This is a genomic window from Kitasatospora sp. NPDC093679 (genome assembly GCF_040683455.1).
GTDB lineage: Bacteria > Actinomycetota > Actinomycetes > Streptomycetales > Streptomycetaceae > Kitasatospora > Kitasatospora arboriphila.
On the sequence record NZ_JBFBDW010000014.1, the window covers coordinates 75,222 to 95,891 of the forward strand.

The following is a 20,670-nucleotide window of genomic DNA, read 5'->3' on the forward strand; positions in this document are numbered from 1 at the left end:
GGCGGCTGGGGTTCGCTCCAGCCTGCGGCACGCGGGCGCGCGCGGCAACGGTTGCAAGAGGTTGCAGCGATCGGGTGACCGCCCGATTGGACGGTGCGTCAGTTATCCGACACAGTACGTCATTACGGTTAACACATCCGTTGCGTTCCGGGACTGGCGGAGACCGCGGTCACCGCTGCTACATTCGTGCCCTTGTCACTGCGGCCCAGGGCCCGTGGCGAGCCCGGGAGCAACGGCGTCGGGTGGGGAGGAGGGGAGCCGGTGGCGCTCCGCGAGGACACCGGGCCGGTCCGCACGGCCGTCCGGTACGGACGGCACAGCCGGCCCAAACCGATCGGGGGCAGGTTCCGGCTGCCCACCATCCGCTTCTCGGGTGCGGCGGTGGCGATGTCCACCGTGGTCGGCATCAGCATCGCCACGACCTGGCTGCTGAACGAGCAGCAGGGCATCGGGCGCCGGCCGGGCATGTCGAACGTGGGCGCCAGCCCGCCGCTGCCCAGCCAGGACGGACACGGCACCGCGAGCACCGCCCCCGTGGCGGAGACCGTGCACACCGCGCCCACCGCGCCGACCCGCAGCACCCACACCGGCAGCGCGCCCGCGGCCGCCTCCGGGCGCCCTTCGGCGGCGGCGTCCTCGGGCGGCACGCCGTCCGCGGGGGCACCGAGCGGCTCGCCCTCGCCGTCCGGCTCCACGACGACCGGCACGGCCGGCACCTCGCCCTCCCCGCAGCCGACCGACGCGCGGCCCGCCGCCCCGGGGCCGACCCGGCCCGGCCCGACCCTGTCGACCGGCGGCCCGTCCCCGGACGAGCCGGTCGGGATCGAGCCGCTCTCCGGCCGGGCGGGCGTCGAACTGATCGGCCCGGTCGGTACCCGGCACACCCTGGTGCTGGAGGTGCGCGAGCCGATGACCGCGCTCCAGGTGGAGCTGCGGCTGCAGCGTCCGGCCGTGCTGCCGGGCACGGCGCCGTGGACCAGCCTGCCGGGGGTGGTCACCACCGTCTCCCAGGAGCACGGCGTCCTCGTCCACCGGTACACCCTGCAGCCCGGGCTGGACGTCGAGCCCGGCACGTACACCTTCGAGGTGCTCGGCACCCGGCTGCCCGGCGGCCGGCCCGCGGACACCGCCCAGGAGGTCTGGAGCGCCTCGGCGTTCGTCCCGTACGGCCGCGATCCGCGGGCGGTCGCCGTCCGCGGCGTCTTCGAGCGGCCTCGGAGCTCCTGACCGGGTGCCCCGCAGCCGGCTCCGTCCCCGGGCGGGGGACGGAGCCGTCCGGGCGGGTCAGGCCCGGTGGGCGACCGCCCGCCGCAGGTCGTCCAGTTCGTCGGCGAGCACCCGGCGGACGGTGGGCGTGAGGTCGGTGCGGGCCAGGCACGCCTCGGCCGCCCGGACGGTGCCCGACAGCGCCAGGCCGACCGGGAAGAGCGAGTGGCCGAGCGCCTTCACGACCGCGCCGCCGCGCGCACCCACCGCCGGCATCTGCTCGAAGTACCGCCGCATGTAGGCCTGCTGGAGGTCCGGCCGGCCGGAGCGCCAGAAGCCGTCCGCGGTGGCGACGAGCAGGTGGTTGGAGAGCCCGTCCGGGGTGAACATCGCCTGCCAGGCGCGCTCCTTGGCGGCCGCGTCGGGCAGCGCGGCGCGGGCCCGGGCGGCGCCCTGCTCACCGGTGTTGCTGGGGTCGGCGGCGAGCTCCGCGGCGATCCGCTCCTCGTCGGCCTCGCCCGCGGCGGCCAGCTGCACCAGCACGGCCCAGCGCAGCTCGGTGTCGAAGGGCACCCCGCCGGGCAGGTCGCGGCCGTCCAGCCAGCCGGCCAGTTCGGCGAGCCGCTCGGGGCCGGCGGCGGTGGCGACGGCGGCACGCAGCGCGGCGATCCGCAGGCTCTCCCCGGCGTCCGGCCGGGCCAGCACCGCACGGGCGGCGCCGTTGACCAGGGCCAGCGCGGCGGGCCGGTCGGCGGGGTCGAGGTAGCGGGCGACGACGTGCTCGGCGGCGAACTTCAGCACCGCCTCGACGATGGTCACCGCCGTCTCGGCGGGCAGGTGGTCGGCGACCAGCCGCAGGTATCCGGCGGCCGGCAGTTCGGCGGAGCGCACCAGGTCACGGGCGTGCTCCCAGAGCACCGCGCGGGCGAGCCCGTCCTCGATCCGGGAGAGCGAGCTGCCGACGGTCGCGGCGGAGTGCTCGTCGAGGCGGATCAGCGCCCAGGTGAGGTCGCCGTCGTTGGGCAGCAGCAGCGCCGGGCGGGCGGCGCCGGCCAGCTCGGGCAGCGGGGTGCGGCCGCCGGGGGCGACCTCCGCGTCGATCCGCCCGCGGAGCACCACCGCGCCGTCCGCCAGGTCGTAGACGCCGACCTTCACCCGGTGCGGGCGGATGCCGTCGTTGACCAGGGCGACCGAGGCGAGCACGTCGCCCTCGGCCTCGACCTCCAGGCGCAACGTGTCGACGCCGCTGGTGCGCAGCCAGGCCTCGGCCCAGGCGGGCACGTCCCGGCCGCCGGCGGCGCTCAGCGCGGCGAGGAAGTCGGCGAGGTCGGCGTTGCCCCAGCGGTGTTCGGCGAAGTACGCGTTGAGGCCGGCGAAGAAGGCCTTGTCGCCCAGCCAGTGGACGAGCTGGCGCAGCGCCGAGGCGCCCTTGGCGTACGAGATGCCGTCGAAGTTGACCAGCGCCTCGGCGACCGAGCCCATCCCGACGGCGGCGACCGGGTGGGTGGAGCCGCGCCGGTCGGCGTCGTAGCCCCAGCCCTTGCGCTTGACCGCGAAGGAGGTCCAGGCGCCGGTGAAGCGGGTGGAGTCGGCGGCCGTCCGGTAGCCGAGCATCTCGGCGAAGGACTCGTTCAGCCACAGGTCGTCCCACCAGGCCATGGTGACCAGGTCTCCGAACCACATGTGCGCCATCTCGTGGCAGACCACCATGGCCCGCATCTCGCGCTGCGCCTCGGTCGGCGCGGAGCGGAAGAGCAGTTCGTCGCGGAAGACCACGCAGCCCGGGTTCTCCATCGCCCCCCAGTTGAACTCGGGGACGAAGGCCTGGTCGTACGTCCCGAACGGGTAGCGCTCGTCGAAGAGGCCGTGCAGCCGGTCGAAGGAGGCCCGGGTGACCTCGAACAGCTCCTCGGCCTCCCGGTCGAGCTCGGCGGCGAGCGAGCGGCGGGCGTACAGGCCGAGCGGGATGCCGTCGTGCTCGGTGCGGACGGCGTGCAGCGGGCCGCCGACCACGGTCACCAGGTAGGTGGAGACCGGGCCGACCGGGGCGATCTCCCAGCGGCCGTCGGGCAGCCGGGCGGAGGTGCCGTTGCCGATGACCGTCCAGTCGTCCGGTGCGGTGACGGTAACGGTGAACGGCGCCTTCAGGTCCGGCTGGTCGAAGCAGGCGAACATCTGCGGCGCGAGGTCGGGGCCGAGGCTCGCGAAGACGTACACGGCGCCGTCGGCCGGGTCGGCGAAGCGGTGCAGGCCCTCGCAGGTGCGCGAGTAGGCCATGTCGGCCTCGACGAGCAGCTCGTTCTCGGCGGCCAGCCCGGGCAGCACGAGGCGGTTGCCGTCGAGGGCGGCGGGGTCGAGCGGCCGCCCGTTCAGCTCGGCGCGCAGCAGCGCTGCGGGGTTGACGTCGACGAACGAGTCCTGCCCGGGCTCCGCGCAACCGAACCGGATCACGGTGGCGCTGCGGAAGAGGTCCTCGCCCCGGGTGAGGTCGAGGTCGACGGAGTACGAGCGCACGTCGAGCAGCTGGGCACGGACGGCGGCCTCGGAACGTTGCAGTGCTGGCATTCCAGCATGCTTTCCCAGCCGGGCGGGTGCGACAAGCCCTGTTCTCTCACAGCGGGAAGCGGCTGACAGCGGGTCACCCGCCGTCCGGCGGCCGGGGTGTCCTAGGGTGGCCGGGAAGAAGCCCGGCCGCCGCGAGGAGCGAGGAGGAGCACCGTGACCACGGTCCTGACCCAGGGCGGAAACGCCCCACTCAACGCCGCCCGGGTGACGGTCGAGGTGACGGCACCCAAGGCCCTGGACGTCTCCGGCCTGCTGCTGACCGAGGCCGGCAAGGTCCGTTCGGACGACGACTTCGTCTTCTTCAACGCCCCGCACGGCCCCGGCGTCACCCACCGGCCGGGCGGCGGCGGCACGCCCGACGCGATCACCGTGGACACCGCGTCGGTGCCGGACGGCATCGACAAGATCGTGGTGACGGCGAGCCTCGACGAGGCGGGCGCGACCTTCGCCGGCACCGAGCCGACCGCCACCGTGCGGGACGCCGGCAGCGGCGAGGTGCTGGTGACCTTCACCCCGCCCAGACTCAGCAGCGAGACGGCCCTGGTGGTCGTCGAGGTCTACCGGCGCGGCGGCGTGTGGAAGGTCCGCGCGGTCGGCCAGGGCTACGCGAACGGCCTGGCCGGTATCGCCACCGACTTCGGCGTCAACGTGGAGGACCCGGGTCCGGCGGCCGCCGCGGCGCCGCCGCCGATGCCCGCCGCGCCGCCCCTGCAGGCCCCTCCCGCACAGGACATGCAGAAGCCCGCCGCGCCGCCGCAGCCCTCGGCACCCCCGGCGGCCGCTGCGCCCGCTCCTGCTGCGCCTGCTGCGCCTTCGATGAACAAGGTGACCCTGGACAAAGGCCGGGTCAGCCTCACCAAGGGCGGCTCGGTCTCGCTGGAGAAGGGCGGCAAGCCGTTCCTGTCCGCCGTGCGGATGGGCCTCGGCTGGGAGCCTGCGGGGCGCGGCCGCAACGTCGACCTGGACGCCTCCTGCATCGCCTTCGACGCGCAGCGCAAGAAGATCGAGACGGCCTGGTTCATGAAGCTGTCGATCTTCAACGGCGCGATCGCGCACTCCGGCGACAACCTCACCGGTGCCGGCGCCGGGGACGACGAGTCCATCACCGTCCACCTGGACGGGCTGCCGCCCGAGGTGTGCGGTCTGGTCTTCGTCGTCAACTCCTTCTCCGGCCAGAAGTTCACCGACGTCAAGAACGCCTACTGCCGTCTGCTGGACGCGGGCAGCGGCCAGGAGCTGGTCCGCTTCGACCTCACCCACGCCGAGTCGCGCACCGGCGTGGCCATGTGCAAGCTGGTCCGCCAGTTCTCCGGCGAGTGGGTGATGACCGCGCTCGAGGAGTACGTCGACGCCAAGACCGCACGCGGCATGGTCGACCCCGCGGCCCGCATGCTCTAGGGACGTGTCTTCGAACGCGCTCGGGGGGTCACTCAGGGGCGCGGGGAACTGCGCGATCCGGGGGTGGGTGTCACGAGGGCACGGGCCGAGCCCTGATGCGTACCGCCGCGCGCATCCCGACTGCGCAGGTCTCCCCCGGCTTTTGAACACGCAGCTTGGGCCCGGCGGGCCCGCAGCACGGCATGACGAAGGGGACGGGCGCCCACACGCCCGTCCCCTCCTTGGACCGGCCGGCAGCTGTCGGCCGGTCCCACATCCCCCGCGGCGGACGGTGCGATCAGCCGCGGGTGGCCATGGCGCGCAGGAAGAAGGTCAGGTTCGCCGGGCGCTCGGCGAGGCGGCGCATGAAGTAGCCGTACCACTCCTGGCCGTAGGGCAGGTAGACGCGCATGGTGTTGCCCTCCTCCGCGAGGCGCAGCTGCTCCTCGGGGCGGATGCCGTACAGCATCTGGTACTCGAAGCTGTCGGTGTCGCGCTTGTTCCACTCGGCGAGCTGGCCGGCGATGCGGACCATGCGCGGGTCGTGGCTGGCGATCATCGGGTAGCCCTCGCCGCCCATCAGGACCTTGAGCGCGCGGACGTAGGCGAGGTCGACCTGCTCCTTGCCCTGGAAGGCGACCGACTCGGGCTCCTTGTAGGCGCCCTTGCAGAGGCGGACGCGCGAGCCGGCGTGCGCCAGGTCGCGGCAGTCGGCCTCGGTGCGGCGCAGGTAGGCCTGGAGGACGACGCCGAGCCACGGGAAGTCGGCGCGCAGCTCGCGGGCGATCTCCAGGGTGGAGTCGGTGGTGGTGTGGTCCTCCATGTCGAGGGTCACCGTGGTGCCGGCCGCGGCGGCGGCCTCGCAGATCCGCCGGGCGTTCTCCAGCGCGATCTTCTCGCCGTCCGCCGGCAGGAACTGGCCGACCGCGGAGAGCTTGACCGAGACCTCGGCGTTCGCGGCGAGGCCGGTCTCCGCCAGGGCCGCCAGCAGGTGCTCGTACGCCTCCGCGGTGCCGGCCGCCTGGGCGGCGTCGGCGGTGTCCTCGCCGAGGTGGTCCAGGGTCACCCGGCGGCCGCTGGCCACCAGTTCGGCGGTGGCGTCGATGCCCTGCTGCAGGGTCTCGCCGGCGACGAAGCGCTTGACGATGGCCTGGGTCGGCGGGAACTTCTCGACGACGGTGCGCACCTGCGGGGAACGGGACGCTGCGAGGAGGGCGGAACGGAGCATCGGTGACTCCTGGGCTTTCTTCCGGAGTGGTGGAGAGGGCGGGACGGCGGCCCGGGGTGCCGGCCGCCGTCCCGGAGGTGCAACGGGGTGTCAGCCCATGTGCGGGTAGCGGTAGTCCGTCGGCGGGACGAACGTCTCCTTGATGGAGCGGGTGGACGTCCAGCGCATCAGGTTCTGCTTGGCGCCGGCCTTGTCGTTGGTGCCGGAGGCGCGGCCGCCGCCGAAGGGCTGCTGGCCGACGACGGCGCCGGTCGGCTTGTCGTTGATGTAGAAGTTGCCGGCGGCCTGGCGCAGCACGTGCATGGCGTGCTGCACGGCCTCGCGGTCCTGGGCGATGATCGAGCCGGTCAGGGCGTACGCGGCGACGGACTCCATCTGGGCCAGCATCTCGTCGTACTTCTCGTCCTGGTAGACGTGCACGGCGAGGATCGGGCCGAAGTACTCGTCGCGGAAGTACTCGCTCGCCGGGTCCTCGCAGACCAGGACGGTCGGGCGGACGAAGTAGCCGACCGAGTCGTCGTACGTGCCGCCGGCCAGGACCTCGACCTTCGGGTCGGCCTTGGCGCGGTCGATCGCGGCCTTGTTCTTCGCGAAGGAGCGCTCGTCGATGACGGCGCCCATGAAGTTGGACAGGTCGCAGACGTCGCCCATGGTGAGCCACTCGACCTCGTCGCGGAACTCGTCCTTCAGCTCGGCCCACAGGGAGGCCGGGACGTAGGCGCGGGAGAGCGCCGAGCACTTCTGGCCCTGGAACTCGAAGGCGCCGCGGGTCATCGCGGTCTTCAGCACGGCCTTGTCGGCGGACGGGTGGGCGACCAGGAAGTCCTTGCCGCCGGTCTCGCCGACGATCCGCGGGTAGGTGCGGTAGCCGGCGATGTTGGTGCCGACCTCGCGCCACAGGTGCTGGAAGGTGGCGGTGGAGCCGGTGAAGTGGATGCCGGCGAGCGCGGGGTGCTTGAGGGCGACCTCGGAGACGGCCAGGCCGTCGCCGGTGACCATGTTGATGACGCCCTTGGGCAGGCCGGCGGCCTCCAGCAGCTGCATCAGGTAGTGCGCGGCGAACTGCTGCGTGGGGGACGGCTTCCAGATCACCACGTTGCCCATCAGCGCGGGCGCGGTCGGCAGGTTGCCGGCGATCGCGGTGAAGTTGAACGGGGTGATCGCGTAGACGAAGCCCTCCAGCGGGCGGTGGTCGCTGCGGTTCCACACGCCGTCCGAGGAGATCGGCTGCTCGGAGATGATCTGCCGGGCGAAGTGCACGTTGAAGCGCAGGAAGTCGACCAGCTCGCAGGGGGTGTCGATCTCGGCCTGCTGCGCGGTCTTGGACTGGCCGAGCATGGTGGCGGCGGCCAGGGTCTCGCGCCAGGGGCCGGCCAGCAGGTCGGCGGCCTTGAGGAAGATCGCGGCGCGGGAGTCGAAGGAGAGCGCCTGCCACGCCGGGGCGGCGGCGAGGGCGGCCTCGACCGCGTCCTTCGCGTCGTCCCGGGTCGCGTTGCGCAGGGTGCCGAGGCGGGCGGCGTGATTATGCGGCTGGACGACGTGGATCTCGTCGCCGCCGCCCATCCGGTGCTCGCCGCCGATGGTCATGGTGAGCTGGAGCGGCTCCTGGCCACCCAGCTCCTTCAGCTTCGCCTCCAGGCGGGCCCGTTCCGGGCTGCCGGGGGCGTAGCTGTGGACCGGCTCGTTCACCGGCGCGGGGACCTGGGTCACAGCATCCATGGCGCGCACGCTCTCCTTCTCGTCATGGGTCGGCCGGCGGGGGTCGCACGTCGGCCATGCGGCAACGCTATGCCGCGGCCGGGGCCCGCTTGATTGGCCTGGCCGCCAAAGTGCGGCCGATACCCTTGTACGTGTGAACAGACCCGCCGACCAGCCGAAGGCCGCCGTCCGGTGAGCGGCGCCCGCTCCGCGCCCGGGGCGGTCCGGTGACCGCCGTTCCGGGCCTGCCGCTGCGGCAGTTGCTGATGTCCCTGGGCGAGCCGCTGGTCGAGCTGCAGGCCGCCCCGGCCGGCCTGGACGTGCCGGTGCGCGACGTGGCGATCCTCGACCCGGAGGAGCCGCCCGCGGCCGGCCCCGGCGAGCTGGTGCTGGCGATCGGCGTCCGCGGCCGGGCCGCGCTGCCGGTGGTGCGCGCGGCGGGCCGGGGCGGGGCCGCCGCGGTCGCCGTCAAACTGGACGCGGGCGGTGTCCCGGACGCGCTGCGGGAGGCCGCGGCGGAGGCCGGGGTGGCGCTGCTGTCGGTGCGCCCGGAGACCCGCTGGGAGCACCTCGACGGGCTGGCCCGGATGCTGATCGCCGGCCCCGACACCCCGGAGGCCGCCGAGCCGAACGCCGGCGACCTGTTCTCGCTCGCGCAGACGGTCGCGGTGCTCACCCACGGCGTGGTCTCCATCGAGGACACCTCCAGCCGGGTGCTCGCCTACTCCCGCTCCTCCGACTCGGACGAGCTGGACGACCTGCGCCGGCTGTCCATCCTCGGCTGGCAGGGGCCGGAGCCGTACCTGTCCAAGCTGCGCGAGTGGGGCGTCTTCCAGCACCTGCGCGGCTCCGACGCGGTGATCGAGATCGACGCCCACCCGGACCTCGGGATCCGCCGCCGGCTCGCGATCGGCATCCGGGCCGGCGCGCAGCCGCTGGGCACCATCTGGGTCCAGGAGGGCGCCCAGCCGCTCGCCGAGCAGTCCGAGCAGGCGCTGGTCGGTGCCGCCCGGGTCGCGGCCGGGCAGCTGGTGCGGCGGCGGCGCGAGCTGTCCGCGGACGTCCGGCTGACCCGCACCCTGCTGACCGGCCTGCTGGAGGGCTCCACCGGGCCGCAGTCGCTGGCCACCCACCTGGGCCTCGGCCTGCGCCGCCCGGCGACCGTCCTGGCGTACGCCGCCGACTCCCCCACCGGGGGCGCCGACCCCGAACTCACCCGCGCCGAGGTGACCGGCCTGATCTCGGTGCACGCCGCGGCCCGGCACCGCGGGGCGCTGCTCGCCCCGATCGAGTCCCGGGTGTACGTGCTGCTGCCCGAACTGCCGCCCGCGCTGCCCGCCGCCACCCTGCGCGGCTGGGCGCAGGAGGTGGTCGACGCGGCCCACGAGCACCTCGGGGTGCGGCTGCGGGCCGCGATCGGCACCACCGTGGACGGCCTGGCCAAGGTGACCGAGTCCCGGGCGCAGGCCGACCGGATCCTGGACGCGATGGTCCGCGGCGGGGTCGCCCGCCAGGTCGCTGCGCTCTCCGACGTCCAGGCGGAGGTGCTGGTCAGCGAGGTGCTGGCGCTGCTGCAGGAGCACGCCCGGCTGCGCGACCCGCGGCTGACCGAACTGGCCGAGTACGACCGGAAGCACGGCACCCGGCTCGCCGAGTCGGTGCTCGCCTGGCTGGACGCGCTCGGCGAGGTCCGGGTCGCCGCGGACGCCCTGCACATCCACCCCAACACCCTGCGCTACCGGGTCCGCCGGGCCGAGCAGATCACCGGGCTCGACCTCGCCCAGCCGCAGCAGCGGCTGCTGGCGATGCTGCAACTGCGGCTGCCCGCCGAGGACGCCTGACGGCGTCGACGACGGGCAGCGCACCGGTCCTGTCCGGCCCGCGGGCCGGGACGGTCAGTGGTGGCGGCGCAGGCGGTGCCACGGGCCGGTGATCGCGAGCATGATGCCCGGCTCCTGGATGTTGGCGAACAGCGTTCCGCCGTCGGCCGAGAAGGTGACGCCGGTGAACTCGCTGTACTCCGGCTCCTCCGCGGTGCCGAGGTTGAGCTCGTTGCGGGCGATCGGGAAGGTCCGGCCTTCGTCCGTGGTGCCGAACAGGTGCTGCTGGCCCTCGCCGTCCTCGGCGATCACCAGGCCGCCGTGCGGGGAGACGGTGATGTTGTCCGGGCCGTCGAAGTTGCCGTTGTCCGCCCAGACGTCCTTGTTGACGCCGAGCAGCACCTTCAGGGTGACGGTGCGGCGGGCCGGGTTGTAGAACCACACCTGGCCGTCGTGCTGGACGGGGCTCTCCTCGCGGGCGTAGCTCGCCACGAAGTAGGTGCCGCCGTCACCCCACCACATGCCCTCCAGCTTGCGGGAGCGGGTGATCTCGCCGTCCTTGAACTGCTTGCGGACGGAGACCGTCTTCGCGTCGCGGTCCGGCACCTTCACCCAGTCCACGCCGTAGGTGGTGCCGATCGCCGTCGCCCGGGACAGGTCGTCGACGAGCTTGCCGTGCGGGTCGAAGCACTTGAAGGCCTCCAGCACGCCGGCGTCGTCGGCCAGCGTCCGCAGCCTGCCCCGGCCGTGGTGGAAGCCGGCCGGCGGGGTCCAGCGGTAGAGCAGGCCGTTCGGGCCGGACGCGTCCTCGGTCAGGTACACGTGGCCGCGCTTCGGGTCGACCACCACCGCCTCGTGCGGGTAGCGGCCGAAGGCCTTGACCGGCTTCGGGTCGCGGTTGGCGTCCTGGTCGTACGGGTCCACCTCGAAGATGTAGCCGTGGTCCTTGGTCATGCCGTTCTGGCCGGCCCGGTCCTCGGTCTCCTCGCCGGACAGCCAGGTGCCCCACGGGGTGGCGCCGCCCGCGCAGTTGGTGGAGGTGCCGGCGATGCCGACCCACTCGCGGACCCGCCTGCCGTGCCCGGCGACCTCGACGACGGTGCAGCCGCCGGCCGCGGCCGGGTCGTAGACGTGGCCCTCCAGCAGCGGCACCGGGTGCGGCCAGTTGCTGCGCTTGCCCTTCAGTTCGTGGTTGTTGACGAGCAGGGTGGCGCCGTGCCGGCCGGGGAAGGCCGCGGTGCCGTCGTGGTTGCTGGGCGTCGACTCGCCGGTGACCAGCGTGGTCTTCCCGGTCCGGGTGATGATCCGGTACGTGAAGCCCTTGGGCAGGGCCAGGATGCCGTCCGGGTCGGAGACCAGCGGGCCGTAGCCGAGCGCGGTGTGCGCGCCCTTCCCGGCCGCCGGGGCGTCACCGCCGAGCGGGGCCGCGATCGCGCCCGGGGCGGTGGCCAGCACCTCGGCGCTGCCGGCGATGAGGACACCGGCCCCGAGCACGGTCGAGCGGTTCACGAAGTCCCGGCGGGACAGCGACATGGCGGTCACTCCTGAGGGTGGGCGTACGGGAAGGACGCGCAGCAGACTCTTCGCGGCGGGTGAACCCGGTGTGAACCGGGGGCTGCGGCGCGGTGGTGTTTTGCCGTCCTCATGCGAACCCATGACCTGCTCTTCACCAAGGACCGCAGAAACCGCTCCAGCCGCACCGGGGCTCTCGCGCGAGCCGCACCGGGGCCCGACCGCCCCGGTCGGCAACGCCTCAGTCGCGGCGCAGGGCCCGCCAGTCCTCCCAGGCCGCCAGCCACGCCTCCTCGGCACCGTCCGCTCCGCCCGGCGCCCCGCCCGCCCACAGCCGGGCCCAGGCCAGCTGCGCCGCCAGGCTCGGCACCTCGCTGGCGAAGACGGTGTACCGGACGGACTCCGCGACGGCCGCCTCGCCCTCCGCCGTCCCCACCAGCCAGTCCGTCCGCTGCGCCAGCCAGGTCAACTGGTTGACCAGGGCGGACACCGCCTCCACCGCCTCCCGGCGGGACTCCGAGGCCAGCCGCATCTGCTGGCGCACCGCCGACTCCCAGCACTCCGCCCCGGCCTCGCCGCGCAGCCGCCGCGGGATCCGGCCGGTCCGCCGGGCGCACAGCTGCGCCTCCATCGCGATGGCCTCCTGTATGCCGTGCTCGACCACCGCCCGGTGCGCCTCCAGCCCGACGGCCGGCGGCAGCTCCCGTTCCTCCACCGGTACGGCACGCCGCCACTGACGTGCCGCCAGCTCACGGGCCTGCGCGGTGCGGCCGCGCACGAAGGGAGCGGCGTCGCCGACCCGGCGCAGCTCGACGCCGCCCGGCGGCAGCCCCCGCGCGGTGACGGTCACGGCGACGCCGCCCAGCTGCAGCCGGCCGGCCCAGACCGGTGCGCCCCCGGCGGGGTCCGTGCCCTCGGGGCCGGACGGCCGGACGTCCTCGTGGATCTCCACCGGACAGGGCTCTCCGTCGACGGAGATCCAGCCGCGCAGCGCCCTCGTCCGCCCGGGCCCGTCGCCCTCGTCGATGTCCAACTGGTCGTAGACGCGGTCGCGTTCGTCCTCCACCGCGTCCTCCAGCTCGGGCAGCGGCAGCGCCCGGGCGGGATCGGCGGGGTCGGCGGTGCGCTGGGTGCGGACGGTGACGTGGGGGCCCTGCGGGCTCGTCCAGTCGCCGGAGCGCAGCTCGACCCAGCGGAGCCGGCCGTCGAGCACCTCGTACCCGGCCAGGCAGTCCCGGCCGGCGGGACCGCCGGCGGCGGCGTAGAACGGGAAGTCCGCACCGGCCAGCACCCGGAGGTCGTGCTCCTCGTGCTCCCGGTGCCGCTCCTGCGGGGTCCGCGCGGGGCCGGCCGCGCCCTCGGGGTCGTGGGGCCCGCCCACGTGCCGTCTCGTCATGCTGGCCGCACCCCCGGTCCTCGCCGCGCCGTCCGCGGCGGCCGCCGGGCGCCGACCCGACCACCGCACCGCGTCCGCCCCACGATACGGGTCGGCGCACCTGGCAGGCCATCAGGCCGCACGACCCGCCGACCGCCCGGGAACACCCGCCGGATGTCGGCGGCGCTGCCTACCCTGAGCGGCATGACTTCGACCACCGACTTCCCGGCCCGGATCAGCATCGTCACCCTCGGGGTCACCGACCTGGGCCGCTCCACGGCCTTCTACGAGGCACTGGGCTGGCGCCGCTCGGCGGCGTCCAGCCCGGAGATCGTCTGGTTCCGCACCGCCGACTCCGTCCTGGGCCTGTTCCCCGCGGACGAACTGGCCGCCGACGCCGGCGTCCCGGCGGCCGGCGAGCCCTCCTTCCGCGGGGTGACCCTCGCGGTGAACCTGGAGTCCACCGCGAAGGTGGACGCCGCCCTCGCCACGGCCGTCGCCGCCGGCGCCACCGTGGTCAAGCCCCCGACCGCCACCTCCTGGGGCGGCTACTCCGGCTACTTCGAGGACCCGGACGGCCACCTCTGGGAGCTGGCCCACAACCCCTTCTTCCCCTTCACCGAGGACGGCAGCCTCGACCTGCCGTAGGCCCCGCCCCGCGGTCCCGCCGGCCGCGTCCGCAGCAGGGCCCGGTCAGCCGTTGCCCTGCTGGGACTTGGCCTTGAAGGCGGCCTTGCGGGCCTCCTTGGCGACGGCGCGGTCCGTGTGCAGCTCGCCGACGGTGTCGAGGACCAGCGCCGTGTAGGGGTGCGGCACCCGCCAGAGCTCGCCGAAGTAGGAGGCCGGGTTGTCGGTCACGGGCAGGCCGGCGACCAGTTCGCGGAGCTGGCCGGCGTCGCCGCGACCGACCAGCAGCACGGCCGAGAAGTGGTCGACGGTGCGCCAGAGGGCGACCGGCCGCTCGGCGGCGGCGACGTCGTGGCCGTGGCTGCGCAGCAGCTCCCGGGCGAGCCCGCCGAGCTCCGGGTCGTCGACGACCTCGGCCAGTGCGGTGTCGCCGGCCTCGCCGAGGTCGTCGAGCGCGGCCGCGGTGAACATCCGCCGCACCGGGCTGTGCGCGTCCAGCCCGCGGGAGGCGGCGAGCAGGTCGCGGGCACCGTCCAGCGGCTCGCGCCGGGCGAGCCAGACCCGGATCTCCCGGTCGGGCAGCACGTTCGGGGACTCGGTGAGTCCGCGCAGCAGGGCGGCGGCGTCGCCCTGGGCGAGGTCGCCGATCAGCGGGGCGTCGTAGCCGTCGGCGAGCAGCCACTCGCGGACGCCGTACTGGCCGAGCGGGGTGAGCCGGACGAGGCCGAAGCGGGCCGTGTCCTCCTCGCCGGGCTCGCCGGCGGCCTCGGCGGCGGGTGCCGCCTCCTCGCCCTCTTCCTCCTCCTCGAAGAGCTCCGGGTCGATCGGCCGGTGCTCGACCAGGCCGAGTTCGGCGAGGTCGGCGAGCATCGGGTCGAGTTCGACCATGAGGTCGGTGATCTGGCCGAGCATCTCCTCGTCCGGCTCCTCGCCCTCGGGAACGACCAGCAGCGCGGCGAGCACGCCGAGCGGCACGGTCTCCTCGCCGGGCTCGGCGAACGCGGTCAGCTCGTACAGCACCTGGAGCGCCTCGTCGAGGAGCTCGGCGGCGGCCTCGCTGGCCTCCTCGACCTCGGCGAGCGCGCTCTCCGCGGCGTCCTCGTCGTCGGCGTCCCCGGCGGCGCCCGCCCCCGCCCCCTCACCCGGGCCTTCGCCCTCGATGTCGAGCAGGTCGGTGTCGACGGCGAGCTCGCGGACGATGCCGGCCGCGGTCAGCCACAGGTCGAGGACGGTGGACGGGTCGCCGGCCTCGGCGTCCGCGACCTCCTCCATGGGGACGGCGACGTGCTCGCCGGCCTGGGTGGTGCCGAGCTCGACCAGGTCGAGGTCGCACGCCAGCGACCAGGCCCGCAGCACCTCGACCACGGCCTCCTCGGGCACCTCGCCCTCCTCCGGGGCGAGCCCGATCAGCCGGGCGGCCGGGCCGCGGTCGTCCTCGACTAGGTCGCCGAACTCGTCCACGACCCGGTGCGGGGCGGCCCAGCGGGCCAGTGCGACCGCCCGGGCGATCAGCGGGACGGCCAGCGCGGCGGCGGCCAGCTCCGCCTCGGGGGGCAGCGCGATCGGCGGGACGAGCACCGCGGTGTCGTCGAGGTCCTCGTCGTCCTCGTCGCGGCCGCCGGCCCCGTACAGCTCGGCCAGGTCGTAGTCGGCGGGCAGCAGGCTCTCGGCGGGTGCCGCCTGCGGCCCGGCACCGGCCGAGTGGTCAGGGGTGTTGCGGCGTCGTCCGGCCATCGTTGGCGATCTCCCGTGGTGGCTGTGCTGGGCCCGGGCCGTCGCGTGTCGGCCCATCCACTCAGCGTATCGGGCGGGGCGGCCCGCCGCCGTGCCCGCGGGGCGCGCGCCGCCCGGGGTGTGACGCAGAACCGCCGGTGGAGGGGGGTCCGGACGGCCCGGCGGCCCCGCTCGGGCGCGTAAACTGCTCCGGGCGCCGCGCACACCCCGCGCGGGCCCCTCGGGCAACGAAGCCCTCCTCCCTCCGCCCCTCCCACGGGCCGGAGGGTCCGTACGCTCACCGCGCCGCCCGGGCTCGTTGTCGCGGCCGCCACCCCTGGCCACGTCGTCCCCGGTGGTGCCCGGCCACAGGAGACCCCTGCCATGGCGGACCTCTCCCCCGCCGGCCCCGGCCTGCGCTCCGCGCACTTCCCCGGACGCCGACTGTCGGAGGCCCTGCTCCCCCCGGAACTCGCGCCGCGCGCGCAGCTCCGCCTCGCCGCGATCAGCCGCTGGAACGCGCTGCGCGGCATCCGCGTCGGCCTGGTGGCCGGCGCCCTGCTGCTGATGCTGGTCGGCGCCAACCTGGCCACGCCGATCTACCCGCTGCTGCAGCAGCAGCTCGGCCTGACGCCGCTGCACACCACCGTGCTGTTCACGGTGTACGTCTTCGCGGTCGTCCCGGTGCTCGCCGTGGTCGGCCACTGGTCGGACCACCTGGGCCGGCGGGCGCTGATCCTGCCGGCGGTGGCGCTGGCCGCGGTCGGCGACCTGATGTTCGCCTACGCGCACGGCTTCGGCCTGCTGGTGGCGGGCCGCGCCGTCCAGGGCGTGGCGGTCGGCCTGTCGACCGGCGCCGCCGGTGCGGCGCTCGGCGACCTGCTGCCGGACCGGCCCTCGCTGGCCGCGAAGCTGACCCTGGCCTGTTCGGCGGGCGGCGTCGCGCTCGGCCCGGTGGTCGGGGCGAGCCTCGCCACCGGCGCGCACCCGCTGCTGACCCCGTTCCTGCTGCACGCGCTGGCGCTGCTGGCGCTGTGCGTGCCGCTGGCCGTCGTGCACCCGCGGATGCCCGGCCGGTTGCGCCCGCCGGCCGCGCCGCCGCGCATCACCACCCCGGCCCACCTGCGTCCGCAGCGGCTGCGGCTGCCGCGCCGCGGTCGCCGGACCTTCCTGCTGACGGCCGGCGCCGGTTTCGTGTCGTACGCGGTGTTCGGGGTGTACCTGTCGCTGGCGCCGGCCTTCGCGGCGCGGCTGCTGCACTCGGACTCGCACCTGACCGGCGCGGTGGTGGCGGCGCTGCTGCTGGGCTCCTCGGCCGCGGCGCAGCTGCTGGTGCCGCCGACCGCGGACCGGCCGGTGATCGCCGCGGGCCTGGGCGGCCTGGCGACGGGCCTGGCCCTGGTGGTGGCCGCCGGGTACACGGGCACGCCGGCGCTGCTGTTCATCGGCAGCGTGCTGGGCGGGGCCTGCCAGGGCGTGGCGTTCCGCTCACTGTTCACCACGGCGGTCGCGGCGATGGACCCGGAGCGCCGGGGCAGCGAGCTATCGGCGCTGTGGGTGATCGTCTACCTGGGCAGTTCGCTGCCGATCGTGGCGGTCGGCTGGCTGACCCAGCGCTACGGCCTGCTGCCCGCGGTGAGCGGATTCGCGGCCGTGGCGGCGCTGGTCTGCCTCGGGCTGGCGGGCGCGGTGCTGCTGCCGCGGGGTGCCCGCAGGCCGTAGTAGCCGTTGTCGTCGTCGTTGACGAAGGCCCGGACGCTTCCGCTGACCAGGCCGAGCACGAGGAACAGCACGACCAGCGCCTTGGCGCCGCCCGAGAGGATCAGCGGGCGGGTCGCGGAACGGGCTGCCGCCACCGGCGGCAGCCCGTCGTCGCCGAAGAGCCGCTTGGGGTAGGCGGAGGTGAGCATCAGCACGTAGGCGCTGAAGCGCATCGCGTAACGCAGGGTCGCGGCGGTCGCGCCGAACAGCGGGTCGGGCATCCGGCCGAGGATCAGCGCGATCAGCCAGATGACGAAGGCGGCCGCGTACCAGCCGCTGAGCACCAGGCTCTGCACGATCGCCGCCGGGATCATCAGGATCAGGCGGAAGAACACGGCGAGCCGGTTCAGCTCGCCCGGCCGCAACTCCACCCGGACGGGGTAGTCCTCGGGGCGCCAGGCGAACGGCGGGTAGTCGTCGACCAGCAGCATGGCGGAGGCTCGCACCCGGGTGTCCCAGCCGACGAAGCCCGAGAGGTACTCCTCGATCGGCTCCGGCAGCCGGCCGAGGAACAGCGCGCCGAACCAGCCGACGATGACGGCCGGGATCGCCAGCACCCCCAGCACCCACACCACGACGAACTGCGGGATCAGCAGCAGCCAGCGCAGCAGGATCGTCCAGCGGCGTTGCGGCCCGGCCTTCGGGACGTCCAGCTCCGGGAGGAATTCCAGCGGCATGCTGCCCTGGGGGACCTGCCAACTGCCCGTCGCCACGCTGTGCTCCCTGGTCTCGACCGGTGCGGACGAGGGGATGACATTCCCGGCGGGGACGGGCGCCGACACCTGGCCGGACCCGTACGGCCCAAAGCCGGGAAGCGGGAACGCCGCCGCCCCCGGCCCGGCGAGCGGGACGGGGGCGGCGGGAGCACCGCGCGGGCGCGGGACTCAGACGTTGAAGCCGAGGGCGCGGAGCTGGTCGCGACCGTCGTCGGTGATCTTGTCGGGGCCCCACGGCGGCATCCAGACCCAGTTGATCCGCAGGTCCTTGACCAGGCCGTCGGTGGCGGTCTTCGCCTGGTCCTCGATGACGTCGGTCAGCGGGCAGGCCGCCGAGGTGAGCGTCATGTCGACGGTCGCCACGTCGTCCTCGTCGATGTGGATGCCGTAGATGAGGCCGAGGTTGACCACGTCGATGCCGAGCTCGGGGTCGACGACGTCCATCAGGGCCTCGTGGAGGTCCTCGACGGACACCGTGCCGGCGGTGGTGAAGGCGCCTGGGGCCTCGGCCACGGGCTCGGCGGCCTGCTCGGCCGGGGTCTCGCTGTCACTCATGGGAGAGTCCGTCCGTTTCAGTCGTTGATGGCGGGCTGCTCGCCCAGGGCCTTGGCGGTGGCGTCCTTCCAGGCCATCCAGCTGAGCAGGGCGCACTTGACCCGGGCCGGGTACTTGGAGACGCCGGCGAACGCGACGGCGTCCTCCAGCACGTCCTCGTCGCCCTCGCCCTGGCCCTTGCTCTGCATCAGCTCCAGGAAGGCCTCCTGGACGGCCTGGGCCTCGCCGACGGTCTTGCCGACCACCAGGTCGTTCAGCACCGAGGCGCTGGCCTGGCTGATCGAGCAGCCCTGCGACTCGTAGCTGACGTCCGCCACGGTGGCGCCGTCGAGCTTCACCCGCAGGGTGATCTCGTCGCCGCAGGTCGGGTTGACGTGGTGCACCTCGGCGTCGCCCTCCCGCAGCCCCTTGCCGTGGGGGTTGCGGTAGTGGTCCAGGATGATCTCCTGGTACATCGAGTCGAGCTTCATCCCGTCACCTCAGCCGAAGAAGTTGCGGACGTGGTGCAGACCGTCGATCAGCGCGTCGACCTCGCCCGGCGTGGAGTACAGGTAGAACGACGCCCTGGTGGTCGCCGGAATTCCGTACCGCAGGCAGACCGGCCGGGCGCAGTGGTGGCCGACGCGCACGGCGATGCCCTGCTCGTCGAGGACCTGGCCCACGTCGTGCGGGTGGATGTCGCCGAGCGTGAAGGAGATCGCGGCACCGCGGTCCACGGCCGTGCGCGGGCCGATGATCCGCAGGTCCGGGACCTCCAGCAGGCGCTCAATCGCGTACTCGGTGATCGCGTGCTCGTGGGCGGCGATCTTCTCCATGCCGATCGCCGACAGGTAGTCGACGGCCGCGCCGAGGCCGACCGCCTGCGCGATCGGCGGGGTGCCGGCCTCGAACTTGTGCGGCGCCGGGGCGTAGGTGGACGAGCCCATGGTGACGGTCTCGATCATCTCGCCGCCGCCGAGGAACGGCGGGAGGTCCTCCAGCAGCTCCTGGCGGCCCCACAGCACGCCGATGCCGGTCGGGGCCAGCATCTTGTGGCCGGTGAAGGCGACGAAGTCGGCCTCCAGCGCCTGCACGTCCAGCACCATGTGCGGGGCGGCCTGCGAGGCGTCGATCACGACCAGCGCACCGACCGACTGGGCCTTGCGGACGATGGTCTCGACCGGGTTGAGCGTGCCGAGCAGGTTGGAGACCAGGGTGAAGGAGACCACCTTGGTCTGCTCGGTGATCAGCTCGTCGATGTTCGACAGGTCGAGCCGGCCCTCGTCGGTCAGCCCGAACCACTTCAGCTTCGCGCCGGTGCGCTGCGAGAGCAGCTGCCACGGAACGATGTTGGAGTGGTGCTCCATCTCGGTGATCACGATCTCGGCGTCCGCGTCGACGCGGTAGGGCTCGTCGGCCCAGCCGAGCATGTTGGCCACCAGGTTGAGCGACTCCGAGGCGTTCTTGGTGAAGATCACCTCGTCCCGGCTCGGCGCGTTGACGAAGGCCGCGACCTTGTCGCGGGCGCCCTCGTACAGCGCCGTGGCCTCCTCGGCCAGCACGTGCACACCGCGGTGCACGTTGGCGTTGTGCCGCTCGTAGTACGCGTTCAGCGCCTCCAGCACCTGGCGCGGCTTCTGCGAGGTGGCCGCGTTGTCCAGGTAGACCAGCGGCTTCTCGTCGTGCAGCAGGCGCTGCAGGACGGGGAAGTCCTTGCGGATCGCGTCGGTGTCGAGGAGCCCGGTCAGCGCCGAGCCGGTATGAGTCGTCGTCACTCGGAAGCGCCGCCCTTCACGTAGCTCTCGTAGCCCTCTTCCTCCAGCTTGTCGGCCAGCTCGGCACCGCCGGACTCGACGATGCGGCCGCCCGCGAAGACGTGGACGTGGTCGGGCTTGATGTACCGCAGGATGCGGGTGTAGTGGGTGACCAGCAGGGTGCCGACCTCGCCGGTCGAGCGGACCCGGTTGATGCCCTCGGAGACGACGCGCAGCGCGTCGACGTCCAGGCCGGAGTCGGTCTCGTCGAGGATCGCGATCTTCGGCTTGAGGAGCTCCAGCTGGAGGATCTCGTGGCGCTTCTTCTCGCCGCCGGAGAAGCCCTCGTTGACGTTGCGCTCGGCGAAGGCCGGGTCCATCTGGAGCGCGGCCATGGCCTCCTTGACCTCCTTCACCCAGGTGCGCAGCTTGGGGGCCTCGCCGCGGATCGCGGTGGCGGCGGTGCGCAGGAAGTTGGAGACCGAGACGCCGGGGACCTCGACCGGGTACTGCATGGCCAGGAAGACGCCCGCGCGGGCCCGCTCGTCGACGGACATCGCCAGCACGTCCTCGCCGTCCAGCAGCACCGAGCCGCCGGTCACGGTGTACTTCGGGTGCCCGGCCAGCGAGTAGGCGAGGGTGGACTTGCCGGAGCCGTTGGGGCCCATGATGGCGTGGGTCTCGCCCTGCTTCACGGTCAGGTCGACGCCGCGGAGGATCTCGCGCGGGCCGCTCTCGGCCTCGACGGAGACGTGCAGGTCGCGGATTTCAAGCGTTGCCATGG

At 74.0% G+C, this 20,670-nt stretch carries 16 protein-coding genes; 5 read left to right on the forward strand and 11 right to left on the reverse strand.

Going from position 1 to position 20,670, the window contains the following annotated elements; genetic code table 11:
• Window positions 1–261 precede the first annotated feature (261 nt).
• Window positions 262–1,227, forward strand: a complete 966-nt coding sequence (locus AB0O09_RS14840; protein ID WP_363542034.1) for a hypothetical protein — start codon at window positions 262–264, stop codon at window positions 1,225–1,227.
• 57 nt (window positions 1,228–1,284) lie between these two features.
• On the opposite strand, the gene pepN is transcribed toward AB0O09_RS14840, so the two are convergent.
• On the reverse strand, window positions 1,285–3,771 hold the full coding sequence (gene pepN, locus AB0O09_RS14845) for an aminopeptidase N (RefSeq protein ID WP_363542035.1): 2,487 nt from the start codon (window positions 3,769–3,771) through the stop codon (window positions 1,285–1,287).
• Between the two features lie 165 nt (window positions 3,772–3,936).
• Here pepN and AB0O09_RS14850 point away from each other — a divergent pair, with 165 nt between their 5' ends.
• The gene (locus tag AB0O09_RS14850; protein WP_363542112.1) at window positions 3,937–5,169 is read left to right on the forward strand and encodes a TerD family protein; all 1,233 of its coding nucleotides are present in this window, start codon (window positions 3,937–3,939) and stop codon (window positions 5,167–5,169) included.
• Between the two features lie 277 nt (window positions 5,170–5,446).
• Here AB0O09_RS14850 and AB0O09_RS14855 read toward each other — a convergent pair whose 3' ends face one another.
• Both AB0O09_RS14855 and pruA read right to left on the reverse strand, forming a co-directional pair.
• Window positions 5,447–6,376, reverse strand: coding sequence for a proline dehydrogenase family protein (locus tag AB0O09_RS14855; protein ID WP_363542036.1), 930 nt, complete (start codon window positions 6,374–6,376; stop codon window positions 5,447–5,449).
• A 90-nt stretch (window positions 6,377–6,466) separates the two neighbouring features.
• Complete coding sequence (gene pruA / locus AB0O09_RS14860; RefSeq protein ID WP_363542037.1) at window positions 6,467–8,095, reverse strand: L-glutamate gamma-semialdehyde dehydrogenase; 1,629 nt, start codon at window positions 8,093–8,095, stop codon at window positions 6,467–6,469.
• Between the two features lie 206 nt (window positions 8,096–8,301).
• On the opposite strand from pruA, the gene AB0O09_RS14865 reads away from it, so the two are divergent.
• Window positions 8,302–9,915 (forward strand): helix-turn-helix domain-containing protein, encoded by a 1,614-nt coding sequence (locus AB0O09_RS14865; RefSeq protein WP_363542038.1) that lies wholly within the window; start codon window positions 8,302–8,304, stop codon window positions 9,913–9,915.
• Window positions 9,916–9,969: 54 nt separating this feature from the next.
• On the opposite strand, the gene AB0O09_RS14870 is transcribed toward AB0O09_RS14865, so the two are convergent.
• Both AB0O09_RS14870 and AB0O09_RS14875 read right to left on the reverse strand, forming a co-directional pair.
• Window positions 9,970–11,427 (reverse strand): alkaline phosphatase PhoX, encoded by a 1,458-nt coding sequence (locus tag AB0O09_RS14870; protein WP_363542039.1) that lies wholly within the window; start codon window positions 11,425–11,427, stop codon window positions 9,970–9,972.
• A gap of 220 nt (window positions 11,428–11,647) precedes the next feature.
• Window positions 11,648–12,802, reverse strand: coding sequence for a hypothetical protein (locus tag AB0O09_RS14875; RefSeq protein ID WP_363542040.1), 1,155 nt, complete (start codon window positions 12,800–12,802; stop codon window positions 11,648–11,650).
• A 183-nt stretch (window positions 12,803–12,985) separates the two neighbouring features.
• Here AB0O09_RS14875 and AB0O09_RS14880 point away from each other — a divergent pair, with 183 nt between their 5' ends.
• Entirely contained in the window at window positions 12,986–13,429 is a 444-nt protein-coding gene (locus tag AB0O09_RS14880) for a VOC family protein (protein WP_363542041.1), read from the forward strand.
• Window positions 13,430–13,474: 45 nt separating this feature from the next.
• On the opposite strand, the gene AB0O09_RS14885 is transcribed toward AB0O09_RS14880, so the two are convergent.
• A complete protein-coding gene (locus tag AB0O09_RS14885) occupies window positions 13,475–15,142 on the reverse strand; it encodes a hypothetical protein (RefSeq protein WP_363542043.1) in 1,668 nt (555 codons plus the stop codon).
• Between the two features lie 363 nt (window positions 15,143–15,505).
• On the opposite strand from AB0O09_RS14885, the gene AB0O09_RS14890 reads away from it, so the two are divergent.
• Window positions 15,506–16,843 carry an MFS transporter gene (locus tag AB0O09_RS14890; RefSeq protein WP_363542045.1) on the forward strand — a complete coding sequence of 446 codons (1,338 nt, stop codon included), beginning with the start codon at window positions 15,506–15,508 and terminating at the stop codon, window positions 16,841–16,843.
• Here AB0O09_RS14890 and AB0O09_RS14895 read toward each other — a convergent pair.
• The 5 genes from AB0O09_RS14895 to sufC form a co-directional block, all read right to left on the reverse strand.
• Window positions 16,738–17,559 (reverse strand): DUF4389 domain-containing protein, encoded by an 822-nt coding sequence (locus tag AB0O09_RS14895; RefSeq protein WP_363542113.1) that lies wholly within the window; start codon window positions 17,557–17,559, stop codon window positions 16,738–16,740. The genes AB0O09_RS14890 and AB0O09_RS14895 overlap by 106 nt on opposite strands.
• Window positions 17,560–17,766: 207 nt before the next feature.
• A complete protein-coding gene (locus AB0O09_RS14900; RefSeq protein WP_363542047.1) occupies window positions 17,767–18,153 on the reverse strand; it encodes a metal-sulfur cluster assembly factor in 387 nt (128 codons plus the stop codon).
• Between the two features lie 17 nt (window positions 18,154–18,170).
• Window positions 18,171–18,623: a Fe-S cluster assembly sulfur transfer protein SufU gene (sufU, locus tag AB0O09_RS14905; protein ID WP_344628244.1), complete on the reverse strand. Its 453-nt coding sequence runs from the start codon at window positions 18,621–18,623 to the stop codon at window positions 18,171–18,173.
• 9 nt (window positions 18,624–18,632) lie between these two features.
• Entirely contained in the window at window positions 18,633–19,907 is a 1,275-nt protein-coding gene (locus AB0O09_RS14910; protein WP_363542049.1) for a cysteine desulfurase, read from the reverse strand.
• Complete coding sequence (gene sufC / locus AB0O09_RS14915) at window positions 19,904–20,668, reverse strand: Fe-S cluster assembly ATPase SufC (RefSeq protein ID WP_359980859.1); 765 nt, start codon at window positions 20,666–20,668, stop codon at window positions 19,904–19,906. Before sufC ends, AB0O09_RS14910 begins: the two co-directional genes overlap by 4 nt.
• Window positions 20,669–20,670: the final 2 nt, after the last annotated feature.